This is a genomic window from Devosia sp. J20-27, assembly GCF_055808595.1.
In genome coordinates this window covers 822072-834325 of sequence record NZ_CM147875.1, presented here as the reverse complement: position 1 = coordinate 834325, position 12254 = coordinate 822072, and the positions used below count along the sequence as shown (strand labels likewise).

The following is a 12254-nucleotide window of genomic DNA, read 5'->3' as shown; positions in this document are numbered from 1 at the left end:
AATTGGTCCCCCTCCTGTCGCGAAGCAGTTGCTTCACGGGCATGGGGTGAGGTATAAGTCCTACATAACAGCAATTGCAATCGGGTGTGCATCATGCCCGCATCGGGAGCTGACAAAGCGTGACCGTCTACCGCCGTCCAGATCCGATCCCGCTTCGGCGATCATCGGCGTCGCCTGCCGCGACTGCCATCGGCGTCGTGCGCACCGAGCCGGACGACCTCAACCGGGTCGTCGCCCGCGAAATCTTCCATGCCATCGTTTCGGGCCGTTTTGCCGTTGGCAGCATCCTGCCCAATGAGCACCAGCTTGCCAGCGATCTCGGCGTCAGCCGGACCGCCCTGCGGGAAGCGATCAAGGGGCTGGTCTCGAAGGGTCTGGTGGAAACCCGGCGCAAGCGCGGCACCCTGGTGCTCGACCGCAGCCGCTGGAACATGCTCGACGCCGAGGTCATCGCCTGGTCGCGCCGCGCCGGTTCGGCCCGCGTCAGCGAGGAACTGTGGGGGGCCATTGCCCTGACCCAGCCCGCGCTCGCCGAGGCCGCGGCGGCGCAGCGTCGCTCGGGCCGACTTGCCGATGCCATCGCGGCGCTTGATGGCGCGGTCGATGCCGACACACGCCGCCATGCCTTCGGCGCCGTCCTGCTGGAGATCGCGCGCGCCAGCGACAATCGCTTTCTCGCCTCGCTGGTCGAGTCGAGCCTGGGCAATCTGCTGGCCGACGATCCGGCTGCGCTCGATCGCGTCATTACTGGCCTCGACCTCGCCGCACTCCGCAGCTTGCCCGGGTTGATCGTCGCTGGCGATATCGCCGGCGCCGGCGCCCTGCTCCGTCGGCTGCTCTCTGCCAGGGAGCTGGTCGGCTGAGCCATCCGGCGCTGCCGTGATGCTTGACTCGTCCGCGAAAATCTCCGAAGGGAGCCGCCCAACCCGATGGCCGCCCATGTGCCCGGCCACGGTTTCAGCGATTTTCAGCGAGACGGACGATGACGCAGCTTCAGTGCGGCATGGACTTCGGCACTTCCAATTCGACCTTCGCCGTTGCCGGCGGCAACATGCCGCCACGGCTCCTGCCGCTCGAAGGCGATAGCGTCACGCTGCCCTCGGTGATCTTCTTTTCCTTCGAGGAAGATGCCGTGTTCTTCGGCCGCTCGGCCGTCTCCGAATATGTCACCGGCGCCGATGGCCGCCTGATGCGCTCGCTCAAGAGCGTGCTCGGCACCAGCCTGTTTTCCGATACCACCCGTATCAAGCGCCGCGCCGTGGCGTTTTCGGAAATCCTCGGTACCTTCATCGGCGAGATGCGCGACCGGGCAGGGGCCCAGCTCGAGCACGATATCGGCTCGGTGGTGCTCGGCCGCCCGGTGCGCTTCGTCGATGACGACGACGATGCCGATGCCGAAGCGCAGAACCAGCTCGAAAGCGCCGCCCGCACCCAGGGCTTCCAGCACGTCGAGTTCCAGTTCGAACCGATTGCCGCCGCTCTCGACTATGAGCAGCAGGTCACCCGCGAGGAGCTCGGTCTGGTCATCGATATCGGCGGCGGCACCTCCGACTTCTCGGTGATCCGCGTCTCGCCGGAACGCGCTCGCGCCTCCGACCGTCGGGCCGACATTCTCTCGACTGCCGGCGTCCATATTGGCGGCACCGATTTCGACCGCCTGCTGTCGCTCAGGAAGGTCATGCCGCTGCTCGGCTACCGCACCGAAACCGCCGACGGCAAGCGCCCGCTGCCCTCGGCCCCCTATTACGATCTGGCCACCTGGCATCGCATCAACCGGCTCTACAACCAGAAGACCATGCTCGAGCTGCGCTCCACCGAGCGCGAGGCCGCTCATCCCGAACGCGTCGACAAGATGATCGCCATCGTGGCCGAGCGGCTCGGCCATCGTCTCGCGGGCCGCGTCGAGGAGGCCAAGATCGCCCTCACCGACCATGACGAGACGCACTTCGAATTTGCCGCCACCGGCACCGGCATCGAGACGACGATCAGCCGTGGCGATCTGACCGCGGCGCTCGAGGATTCGGTTGATCGCATCGATCGCACCATTCGCGATGCGCTGATCAGCGCCGACGTCACCGCCGACGCCATCGACACGCTGATCCTGACGGGCGGCTCCACCCAGGTGCCCGCCATTGCCGCGCGCATTCGCGAACGTCTGCCCAACGCCCGCCCCGTCGCCACCGATGCGTTCGGCAGCGTCGGCCTCGGCCTCGCCCTCGACGCCGCGCGCAAGTTCGCCTGACGCGTGCCGCACTGACGGCTTGACCTTCGGGCTGCCTGCTGGCTACGCTCCGGTGACGGTTGCGCAAGTCCGCCATTCGTCCGCCGCCCCCACGCGGGGCCGCCAATCCATCTCCCCCTTCGAAAATACCGCTCGCCGTGCGGCATTCCGCCTGCGCGGCATTTCCCGTCAGGACAGGATCATGCAGCGTTTCATCCTCACCGGCGCCCCGGGTGCCGGCAAGACCGTCCTCATCAAGGCGCTCGAGCGCCTTGGCCATGCCATTGTCAGGGAGGCGGCGACCGACGTCATCGCCCTCGAACAGGCTCGCGGCATCGACCGGCCGTGGGAACAGCCCGGCTTCGTCGACAGCATCGCCGCCCTGCAGATGCAGCGCCTCGCGGCCCCGGCCACCGGCGCCGTGCAGTTTCACGATCGCTCGCTGCTCTGCACCGTCGCCCTCGCCGAGTATCTCGGCTTTCCCGTTCCCGCCAGCCTCGAACGCGCCATCGACGCCTCCCGGCCGCAGTTCGACAACCGCGTGTTCTTCGTCCACCTGCTCGGCTTCATCACCCCGACCGCGGCGCGTCGCATCAGCTACGCCGACTCGCTGCGTTTCGAAGCGCTGCACGAGGCCGTCTATCGGCGCCACGGATACCAGCTCGAATACATCGAGCCGGCCGATATCGCGACCCGCATCGCAAGAATTCAGGCCGTCATCTAGTGTTCAGGCAGCGTTCATCCATGGGGCAGAAAGGTGGCGTTGTTACATTTCACCGGAGAGGGACTCCCATCATGCGTTGGCTCATCAGCCTCATACTTGTTGCCGTTTTCAGCCTGCCCGCTGCGGCCGCGGACCGCGCCATCATCATTCTCGACGGTTCGGGCTCGATGTGGGCCCAGATCGCCGGTGAAGCCCGGATTTCCATTGCCCGCAAGACACTCGACGACGTGCTGCAGGCCGTTCCCGACGACCTTGAACTGGGCCTGATGAGCTACGGCCACCGCCAGAAAGGCGCCTGCGACGACATCCAGATGCTGGTCGAGCCGGCCTCCGGCACGGCTGCCGCCATCTCCGACGCCGCCGCCGGCATCAGCCCCAAGGGCAAGACACCCCTCTCAGCCGCCGTCCGCATGGCCGCCGAGGACCTGCGCTACACCGAGGAAAAGGCGACAGTCATTCTGATCACCGATGGTCTGGAGACCTGCGAAGCCGACCCCTGCGCCCTCGCCAGTGAACTGGAACAGAGCGGCGTCGATTTCACCACTCATGTCGTCGGTTTCGGTCTCACCGAGGAAGAAGGCCACCAGGTCGCCTGCCTCGCTGAAAACACCGGCGGCACCTACATCCAGGCCAGCGATGCCGATGCACTGAGCGATGCGCTGCGCACCACCGTCGCCCAGGCCGCGGCCGAAGAACCCGCACCGGCGCCCGCGCCTGCCGCCCTCGACGTCAATCTCGACCCCGAATTCATTCTCGCCGAGGGCGCCGACGAGCCCACCGACAGCGATGTATCCGTCAGCTGGGTGCTGCACCAGGCCAAGGCCGATGGCACTGAGGGCGACTATGTCCGCACCGAATACGGTGTCGACTGGAAGGCCTTTGTCGAACCGGGTGACTACCTGCTGACGGCCGGCGTCGATGACGCCAGCGTCACCGTCCCGGTCAGCATCACCGCCGACCGGCTGGCCACGCCGCTGCTGGTGCTGAACGCCGGCAAGCTGACCATCCGCCCGTTTGCGGCCGCAGGTGAACCGGTCAATTCCGGGGCCGCCGTGCAGTTCGCCTTTGCCCGTGGCGACCAGACCACCAACTATGGCGAGGTCTCCCGCTTCGTCCCCGCCGGCACGGTCGATGTCACCGTCACCATTGGCAGCGGCGCAGCGACCGAGTCGGTCAATGTGCCGGCCGGTGAATTGGTCAGCCGCGACATCGTGCTGGGCCTCGGGCACGTCGTCTTCAATGCCTTCTATGTCGAGGGCATGCGCGTCGAGGAAAGCAATCTTTCCTTCCAGGTCGTCGGGGCCAAAAAGGACATCCAGGGCAACCGGCAGGACTTCGGCTACGGCTATGGTCCCGATCTCGCCTACGACCTGCCGGCCGGCGATTATGTTGCCATCGCCGAGTTGCAGGCTGCCCGGGTGGAGACCCCGTTCTCGGTCGCCGCCGGCGATTCGATGGGTGTCGACACCGTGCTGAATGCCGGCGTCTTCGTCCTGTCGCTGCCCAATGGCTACGGCACCGAAATCGTCAGCGCCAAAAAGGACATCCAGGGCAACCGCGTCAGCTTTGGCTACGACTATGGCGACACGCTGCAGAAGACCCTGCCGGCCGGTGACTATGTGGCCATCACCACCGTGAACGGCAGCGACGACAAGACCGAGACCCCGTTCACCATCGCTGCGGGCGAACGCACGGAACTCACTGTCGAATAGTCTGCCACGGGCGCACGGGTCCCAGCACCCGTGTGCCCTCCGGCATCGCATCGAGATATTTGTCGACGAGGTCGCGGGCCCGCAGCCAGACCTCGCGGAACGACTCTTCGGGCCGGCCGACAACCTGTGTCGGCAGCATGGTCCCGCTGGCCAGTTCGACGAGTCGGCCCCGCCACTGTTCCGTATGGATCAGCTGGATGCGGTGCCCGCGATATTCGTGCTGCAAGAGTGCCCCCGTGGCAGAATCCATTCGAGTCGGCAGGGGCACACCATCTGCGTGGCGGGGTCAAAAGTGAACCTGCAAATCGCCCGCTCGGCCCTGCCTGTGGATACCGGGAACTGCTTGTATTGATATAAGTTTTAGCCAGTCGGACTCAGAGAAAATCCTCCCGGACCGGGGTGAAGCTGTCGATCAGCTTGCCCGCCTCGAGGGCTTTGACGCCATGCACCAGGCCCGACGGCACGATATAGGCGCCGCCTGCCGACAGCGTCTCTGTCACACCATCGATCGTCACTTCGAACACGCCCTCGGCAATATAGCTCGTTTGTACATGCGGATGGCTGTGCAGCGCCCCCACACCGCCCTTGTCGAAGGTGAACTCGACCAGCATCAGTTCGGGCAATGCGAGAATGACCCGGCGGCTGGAGCCTTCGAGCTGTGTCACCTTGCCATCGGTCGATTGCGCAAAAAACTTGGTCATCAGATCACCTCGCCAGCCAGCCGCCGTCCACCGGGACGACAGCGCCATGCATGTAATTGGAAGCATTGGACAGAAGAAAGACCGTCGCATCGCCGATATCGCTCGGCTGTCCCCAGCGACCGGCCGGAATGCGGCCGAGAATGGCACTGGACCGGTCGGGATCGGCGCGCAGCGCCTCGGTATTGTTGCTCTCGATATAGCCCGGTGCGATGGCGTTGACGTTGAGGCCCTTCGCCGCCCACTCGTTGCACAGCACCTGGGTAATCCCCGCAACGCCATGCTTGGACGCCGTGTAGGATGCAACCCGGATGCCGCCCTGGAAGCTCAGCAGCGACGCGATGTTGACGATCTTGCCCCGCCCCGGACCGGCAAAGACCAGCCGGCCATAGGCCTGCGACAGGAAGAACAGCGACTTGAGATTGGTGTCGAGCACATCGTCCCAGTCGGTCTCGCTGAGCTCGGTGGCATCGGCCCGGCGGATGATCCCGGCATTGTTGACGAGGCCAGCAATGGGGCCGTGCTCTGCCCAGGCCGCTTCCAGCATCGTCACTGCGGCCCCGGCGTCGCTGAGATCGCAGCGATACGACGCGCTGACGCCGCCGATCTGCGACACCTGGCGTTCGGTCTCCGCCATCGACGAGCGGCCGACCAGCAGCGCCTTGCCGCCGGCCCGTGCCACCGCCAGGGCAATGCCCTGGCCGATGCCGGTATTGGCGCCGGTGACCATCACGGCCCGGCCCTCCAGGCTGAACGCCGAGAGATCCGTCAACGCAGGTCTCCGATCGCCACCGGGTCGATATCGGTATAGTCGACATTGTCGCCCGCCATGGCCCAGATGAAGGCATAGCTGGCGGTGCCGACCCCCGCGTGGATCGACCAGCCGGGCGACAGGATCGCCTGCTCGTTGGCAACCACCAGGTGCCGGGTCTCGTCCGGCTCGCCCATCATGTGGAACACCCGCGCCGTCTCGGGCAGGTCGAAATAGAGATAGGCCTCCATCCGCCGGTCGTGAATGTGGCAGGGCATGGTGTTCCACACCGAGCCCGGCGCAAACGTCGTCATGCCGACCACCAGCTGGCAGGTCCGTGCCGGACTGTCGGGATGGATGAACTGAAAGATCGAGCGCTGGTTGCTGGTCTCGGAGGCGCCCAGGTCGAGCCGCTTGGCACTGTCGATCTTGAGCAGCATGGCCTTGTGGCTCTGATGCGCCGGCGCCGACAGCAGGTAGAACCTGGCAGGGTTGGCGCTGTCGACGGAGGCAAATGCCACCGACTGCAGGCCCATGCCGAGATAGACCATGTCGCGCGTGCCGACGGCAAAGCTCTCGCCATCGGCAGTGATGCTGCCGGGACCACCGATATTGACGGCGATCATCTCGCGCCGGTCGAGGAAGGCCGCCGTTCCGGTCGGCTTGATCGGTCCGAGTGACAGCGGTGCCGTGGTCGGCGAGGCGCCGCCCACGATCATCCGGTCGTAATGGGTATAGGTCAGCTTGATGAGCCCCGGGACGAACAGGTCTTCGATGAGAAAGTTCTGACGCAGCTCGTCCGTCCCCATCATGCAGGCGGCGTCCGGGTCGATGGCCCAGCGGCTCTCATATTCGGTGTGGCTGTCGGTCATCTACTCGTCCCGGTTGGTCATGGCGTGATGCGCTGCGCGTTCATGCGAGCGCAGTTGATAGCGCGCCTGGCTGCGCGACAGATGGAGCCGCATGGCGGCCCGCGCCGCTTCCGGGTCTCCGGCGATGATGCCGTCCAGAATGGCCTTGTGTTCCACCTGCAGGCCGCGCTGGTATTCCACGCTCTGCACCAGCTCGGTGCTCCACGGCGAACTGACGTCGCAGGGGATGGCGCGCTTGCCCAGCGCCTCCAGCATCTCGACATAGAACGGATTGCCGGTCGCCTCGGCGATGGCCCGATGGAAGGCGAAATCGGCCGGACCTGTCGGCTGTCCCAGGTGCAGCAATTGCTCGAATTCGAAGAACGTCTCCTCGATCCGGACCTGCTGCGAGGGATTGCGACGGATCGCGGCCAGCGCCGCGCTCTCGACTTCGATGGCGAGGCGCACCTCCAGCACGTTCAGTGCTGTCGACACGCGGTTGCCCATCTCGGCGGCCAGCGTGCCGAAGGTCGAGCTGGGATGATTGACGACAAAGACACCCGCTCCCTGGCGCGACTGCACCAGCCCGTCGGCGGCCAGCGTCGCGATTGCCTCGCGGATCACCGTGCGGCTGACGCCAAACTGCTCGCCGAGCTGTGCTTCTGTCGGCAGCTTGCGGCCCGGCGGGATCTCGCCGGCCAGCAACCTCGTGCGCAGCGACGAGACAACGCGCGTCGAGAGTTTTTCGCGCGGTGCAGGCTTGGCCTGGCTCATTATCATCCTCCCCGGAACAGGCGCGGCAGCCAGAGCGAAATTTCCGGCACATAGGTGACGAGTCCCAGCACGATCAGCCCCGCGAGGTAGAATGGCCAGATCGAGCGCATGGCCTGCCAGACAGTGATCCGGCCGACGGCGCAGGCGACGAACTGCACCGCCCCCACGGGCGGGGTGTTCAGGCCGATGCCGTAGTTGAGGATCATGATGACGCCGAAATGTACCGGATCGATGCCATAGGCAATGGCGATGGGCAGGAAGATCGGCGTCGTGATGATGATGGTCGGGCCCATGTCCATGAACGTGCCCAGCACCAGCATGATGGCGTTGAGCAGCAGCATGATCACCAGCGGATCCTGCGACACACCCTGCAGCCATTCCACCAGCTGCGCGGGAATGCGCAGGTAGGCCATCAACCAGGAAAAGGCCGCCGCCGTACCGATGATCAGCAGCACCATGGCCGTGGTCCGCACGGCACCGAACGTGGCGTCGATGAACTCCTTCCAGCCCATCTGGCGATATACCAAGACGGTCACCAGCAGGGCATAGACCACCGCAATGCACGAGCTCTCGGTGGCGGTGAAGACACCCGAGCGGACGCCGCCGAAGATGATGCCGATGAGCAGCAGGCCAGGCACGGCGATGGCGCCCAGCTGCAGGGCGCGGCGGAAGCCGGGGAAAGCCTCGACCGGATAGCCGCGCTTGCGGGCCACGACATAGGCCGTCAGCATCAGCGCGCCGGCAAACAGCAGGCCCGGGATCACCCCGGCGGTGAACAGATCGGCAATCGAGATCCGTCCGCCACCGGCGATCGAATAGATGATCATGTTGTGGCTGGGCGGCAGCAGCAGGGCGATCAGCGCTGCCATCGAGGTGACGTTCACCGCATAGTCGGCACCGTATCCGCGTGCCTTCATCTGCGGGATCATCAGCCCGCCGACGGCTGCCGCCTCGGCCACGGCCGATCCGGAGATGCCACCGAACAGCGTCGAGGCGGCGATATTGACCTGACCCAGGCCGCCGCGCAGGTGGCCGACGAGGGCCCCGGCGAAATTGACGATGCGCTGGGCAATGCCGCCCCGCACCATCAGGTCGCCGGCATAGATGAAGAACGGGATGGCGAGCAGCGTGAACACGCTCATGCCGGAGTTCATCTGCTGGAAGATCACCAGCGGCGGCAATCCCATGTAGAGGATGGTCGCAAAGCTCGCGACACCGAGGCAGAAGGCGATCGGCGTGCCGATCAGCATGAGCACGGCAAGGCTGCCGAACAGGATGACAACGGCCACGGCTCAGGCCTCCTTGCCGGTCTGGTCGACCTCAGGCACGGCCTCGAAATCGATATCTGTATCAACGTTCACGCCGTTCCAGCGCAACACCAGGCGCTCGAGGGCAAACAGGATCATCAGGGCGCCGCCAAACACCACCGGCAGGTACTTGACCCCTTCCGGGATGCCCAGCGAGGGCAGCCGCGCCGGCCAGCCCAGGGCGACCAGCTGCAGGCCGAAATAGATCATGCCGGCAGCAAAGGTGATGACCACCACATCCGAGATCGAGCGCAGCACGCGCTTGGAACTCTTGGGCAGCACGTAGAGCAGCACGTCAAACCCGAGATGGTAGTTCTCGCGAATGCCCACTGCCGCACCCAGGAAGATGAACCAGCTCATCAGCAGCACGGCCGCCGGCTCGGTCCAGGCATTGGACCAGTTCAGCACATAGCGGGTGAAAACCTGCCATCCGACGATCACCGTCATGGCCACAAGGCCGATGCTGGCGAGCCAGAGCGCGGCGGTGGACACCCTGGACAGGATGCCGGCCAGCCGGGACAGGCGCGGACCGGAAGGTTGGTTGGGAGCGATGGGGTCGACCACGATTGGCAAGTCCCTGCTGGGGCAGCCGCGCAGGCCGCCCGGGAATGAACCGGCGGAGGGGCCGATGGCGCCTCCGCCGCCACTTGTCGCTTACTTGGTCGCCTGGATCCGGGCGACCAGATCCTGCAGCTTGGGATCGGTGACATACTTGTCGTAGACGGGCTTCATCGCATCGATGAACGGCTGCTTGTCGGGCGTGTTGATGCTCGAGCCGGCGGCCTCGACCTTGGCACGCGAGGCCGACACCTGGGCGTCCCACAGCTCGAACTGCTTCTGTGCGCTCTCACGCGCGGCCGTCTTGAAGATCGCCTGGTCCTCGGGGGTCAGCTTGTCCCACGACGCCTTGGACATGACGAAGACTTCCGGCACGATCAGGTGCTCGTCGAGCGAGTAGTTCTTGGCCACTTCGAAGTGGCCGGCTGTGTCGTAGCTGGGGAAGTTGTTCTCGGCACCGTCGACCACGCCGGTCTGGATCGCCGAGTACACTTCACCATAGGGCATCGGCGTGGCGGTGCCGCCCAGGGCTGCCACCATGTCCACGAAGATGTCCGACTGCATGACGCGCAGCTTCATGCCCGTCAGGTCGTCCGGCGAGGCAATCGCCTTCTTGGAGTTGTAGAACGAGCGGGCGCCCCCATCGTAGTAGGTGAGGACGACGAGGCCATGCTGCTCGAAGCCCTTGCCGATCTCGTCGCCGATCTCGCCGAGCATGACGTTGCGCATGTGTTCGGGCGAACGGAACACATAGGGCAGCGACGGAATCTGCGTCTCCGGCACCAGGCCGTTGAACGGCCCCATGGACACGCGGTTGAGGTCGATCACGCCCGAACGGACCTGCTCGATCGTATCAGCCTCCTGGCCGAGCTGGGCGGAGTGATATACCTCCACCTTGTAGCGGCCGCCGGTACGTTCCTCGATGAGGTCGCCGAAATACTTCACCGCCTCCACGGTCGGATAGCCATCCGGATGGGTATCGGACGAGCGCAGCACCGTCTGCGCGCTCGCGGCGGTGGCGGACATGGCCGTGGCAAGAAGCGCGGCAGCCGCCAGTTTGGTCATCTGAAACATGTTTTTCCTCCCGAATGATGTCAGATGCGAAGTCGTCAGAGCCTGTACGCCCGTTTGGCCAGCGTATAGGCGAGGTCGCGCGCCACCTCGTGCGCCTCGTCGAGCCCGAGCCGATGCTCGGTGACGAGGCGGGCAAGGAAGGCGCAGTCCACCCGGCGCGCCACATCGTGACGTGCGGGGATAGAGGGAAAGGCGCGGGTGTCGTCGTTGAAGCCGACCGTATTGTAGAAACCGGCGGTTTCCGTCGCCAGTTCGCGGAACCGCTTCATGCCTTCCGGGCTGTCATGGAACCACCACGGCGGCCCCAGCTTCAGCGCCGGATAGACGCCGGCCAGCGGCGCCAGTTCGCGCGAGTAGCTGGTTTCGTCGAGCGTGAAGAGCACCACGGTCACCTTCGGATCGGTGCCGACCGCATCGAGCAGCGGTTTCAGGGCGCCGACATAGTCGGTCTGCGTGGGGATATCGAAACCCTTGTCGCGGCCGAAGGTCTGCATCATGCCGGGCGAGTGGTTGCGCCACGACCCCGGATGGATCTGCATGACCAGCCCGTCGTCGGCGCTCATCCGCGCCATCTCGGTCAGCATCTGCGCCCGGAACAGCGCCCGCTCGTCGCTGTCGGCCTTGCCGCTGCGCACCTTGTCGAACAGCTTGCCCGCCTGCTTGGGCCGCAGGTCGGCCGTGGCGGCGGTCGGATGCCCGTGATCGGTCGAGGTGGCGCCGTAGCTCTTGAAGTACTCGCGGCGCAGCCGATGCGCATCGAGATAGCCGGCCCAGGTACCGGTATCGAGATTGGTGATGTCGCCCAGCGTGTCGACATTGGCCTGAAAGCCGGCAAAGTCGGGATCGACCACGGCATCGGGGCGATAGGCCGGCACCACCCGTCCCTTCCAGCCGCTGTCGCGAATCTGCTGGTGCCAGTTCAGTTCGTCCAGCGCGCCGTCGGTCGTCGAGATGGCCTCGATATTGAAGCGCTCGAACAGGGCGCGCGGCAGGTACTCGGGCTTGCCCAGGCACTCGGCGATCTGGTCATAGGCGGCATCGGCCGTGGCCGGGCTGAGGCGCTCGGAAATGCCGAACAGGCTTTCCAGCGTGTGGTCGAGCCACATGCGCGTCGGCGTGCCGCGGAACAGATAATAGTTCTCGGCAAACAGCCGCCAGATCTTGCGCCCATCCGTTTCCACTGCCGAACCGTCTGCCGTCGGGACGCCAAGGTCCTGCAGCCGGATGCCCTGCGAGAACAGCATGCGGAAAATGTAGTGGTCCGGAACAATCAGCAATTGCGCCGGATCGGGGAAGGGCAGGTTCTCCGCATACCAGCGCGGGTCGGTATGACCGTGCGGCGAAATCAGCGGCAAGCCCTTGATCTCGTTATAGAGTTCACGGGCAATGCCACGAGCATTCGGCTCTGCATCGAACAGGCGATCGTCGTCCAGCAACACTTGGTAGTCTCCTCGGGCCGAGTCCTAGTTGAGACGCGGCACCGATGTCAACATACAACTGCTTGCAGGTTGTATGATGAATTAGCGCCGCGACGCTGCCACCATACGGGCGCCCGGGCCGGCGGCGCAACGGCCGGCGTGCAGC

The 12254-nt window shown here is 65.3% G+C and carries 13 protein-coding genes; 4 read left to right on the top strand and 9 right to left on the bottom strand.

Going from position 1 to position 12254, the window contains the following annotated elements; all coding sequences use genetic code 11:
• Window positions 1-119 precede the first annotated feature (119 nt).
• The 4 genes from AC0L4C_RS04045 (at window position 120) to AC0L4C_RS04030 (ending at window position 4657) form a co-directional block, all read left to right on the top strand.
• On the top strand, window positions 120-863 hold the full coding sequence (locus tag AC0L4C_RS04045) for a FadR/GntR family transcriptional regulator (protein ID WP_473402244.1): 744 nt from the start codon (window positions 120-122) through the stop codon (window positions 861-863).
• 119 nt (window positions 864-982) lie between these two features.
• Complete coding sequence (locus AC0L4C_RS04040) at window positions 983-2242, top strand: Hsp70 family protein (protein WP_473402243.1); 1260 nt, start codon at window positions 983-985, stop codon at window positions 2240-2242.
• 181 nt (window positions 2243-2423) lie between these two features.
• Entirely contained in the window at window positions 2424-2945 is a 522-nt protein-coding gene (locus tag AC0L4C_RS04035) for an AAA family ATPase (RefSeq protein ID WP_473402242.1), read from the top strand.
• A 71-nt stretch (window positions 2946-3016) separates the two neighbouring features.
• A complete protein-coding gene (locus tag AC0L4C_RS04030; protein ID WP_473402241.1) occupies window positions 3017-4657 on the top strand; it encodes a vWA domain-containing protein in 1641 nt (546 codons plus the stop codon).
• Here the strand turns inward: AC0L4C_RS04030 and AC0L4C_RS04025 are convergent.
• The 9 genes from AC0L4C_RS04025 to uxaC form a co-directional block, all read right to left on the bottom strand.
• The gene (locus AC0L4C_RS04025; RefSeq protein WP_473402240.1) at window positions 4644-4907 is read right to left on the bottom strand and encodes a hypothetical protein; all 264 of its coding nucleotides are present in this window, start codon (window positions 4905-4907) and stop codon (window positions 4644-4646) included. The genes AC0L4C_RS04030 and AC0L4C_RS04025 overlap by 14 nt on opposite strands.
• 124 nt (window positions 4908-5031) lie before the next feature.
• Window positions 5032-5358 (bottom strand): cupin domain-containing protein, encoded by a 327-nt coding sequence (locus AC0L4C_RS04020; RefSeq protein ID WP_473402239.1) that lies wholly within the window; start codon window positions 5356-5358, stop codon window positions 5032-5034.
• Between the two features lie 4 nt (window positions 5359-5362).
• Complete coding sequence (gene kduD / locus AC0L4C_RS04015; protein WP_473403446.1) at window positions 5363-6085, bottom strand: 2-dehydro-3-deoxy-D-gluconate 5-dehydrogenase KduD; 723 nt, start codon at window positions 6083-6085, stop codon at window positions 5363-5365.
• Window positions 6086-6123: 38 nt separating this feature from the next.
• Window positions 6124-6978 carry a 5-dehydro-4-deoxy-D-glucuronate isomerase gene (kduI, locus tag AC0L4C_RS04010; protein WP_473402238.1) on the bottom strand — a complete coding sequence of 285 codons (855 nt, stop codon included), beginning with the start codon at window positions 6976-6978 and terminating at the stop codon, window positions 6124-6126.
• A complete protein-coding gene (locus AC0L4C_RS04005) occupies window positions 6979-7737 on the bottom strand; it encodes a FadR/GntR family transcriptional regulator (protein WP_473402237.1) in 759 nt (252 codons plus the stop codon).
• On the bottom strand, window positions 7734-9020 hold the full coding sequence (locus tag AC0L4C_RS04000) for a TRAP transporter large permease (protein WP_473402236.1): 1287 nt from the start codon (window positions 9018-9020) through the stop codon (window positions 7734-7736). Before AC0L4C_RS04000 ends, AC0L4C_RS04005 begins: the two co-directional genes overlap by 4 nt.
• A 3-nt stretch (window positions 9021-9023) precedes the next feature.
• Window positions 9024-9602: a TRAP transporter small permease gene (locus AC0L4C_RS03995; protein WP_473402235.1), complete on the bottom strand. Its 579-nt coding sequence runs from the start codon at window positions 9600-9602 to the stop codon at window positions 9024-9026.
• 90 nt (window positions 9603-9692) lie between these two features.
• The gene (locus tag AC0L4C_RS03990) at window positions 9693-10670 is read right to left on the bottom strand and encodes a TRAP transporter substrate-binding protein (protein ID WP_473402234.1); all 978 of its coding nucleotides are present in this window, start codon (window positions 10668-10670) and stop codon (window positions 9693-9695) included.
• Between the two features lie 35 nt (window positions 10671-10705).
• Window positions 10706-12109 carry a glucuronate isomerase gene (gene uxaC, locus AC0L4C_RS03985; protein ID WP_473402233.1) on the bottom strand — a complete coding sequence of 468 codons (1404 nt, stop codon included), beginning with the start codon at window positions 12107-12109 and terminating at the stop codon, window positions 10706-10708.
• Window positions 12110-12254: the final 145 nt, after the last annotated feature.

Excerpts from the sequence above, each read along its gene's own strand:
- AC0L4C_RS04040 (WP_473402243.1), top strand. The coding sequence starts at position 983 with ATGACGCAGCTTCAGTGCGGCATGGACTTCGGCACTTCCAATTCGACC.
- AC0L4C_RS04035 (WP_473402242.1), top strand. The coding sequence starts at position 2,424 with ATGCAGCGTTTCATCCTCACCGGCGCCCCGGGTGCCGGCAAGACCGTC.
- AC0L4C_RS04030 (WP_473402241.1), top strand. The coding sequence starts at position 3,017 with ATGCGTTGGCTCATCAGCCTCATACTTGTTGCCGTTTTCAGCCTGCCC.
- AC0L4C_RS04025 (WP_473402240.1), bottom strand. The coding sequence starts at position 4,907 with ATGGATTCTGCCACGGGGGCACTCTTGCAGCACGAATATCGCGGGCAC.
- AC0L4C_RS04020 (WP_473402239.1), bottom strand. The coding sequence starts at position 5,358 with ATGACCAAGTTTTTTGCGCAATCGACCGATGGCAAGGTGACACAGCTC.
- kduD (WP_473403446.1), bottom strand. The coding sequence starts at position 6,085 with ATGGTCACCGGCGCCAATACCGGCATCGGCCAGGGCATTGCCCTGGCG.
- kduI (WP_473402238.1), bottom strand. The coding sequence starts at position 6,978 with ATGACCGACAGCCACACCGAATATGAGAGCCGCTGGGCCATCGACCCG.
- AC0L4C_RS04005 (WP_473402237.1), bottom strand. The coding sequence starts at position 7,737 with ATGATAATGAGCCAGGCCAAGCCTGCACCGCGCGAAAAACTCTCGACG.
- AC0L4C_RS03990 (WP_473402234.1), bottom strand. The coding sequence starts at position 10,670 with ATGTTTCAGATGACCAAACTGGCGGCTGCCGCGCTTCTTGCCACGGCC.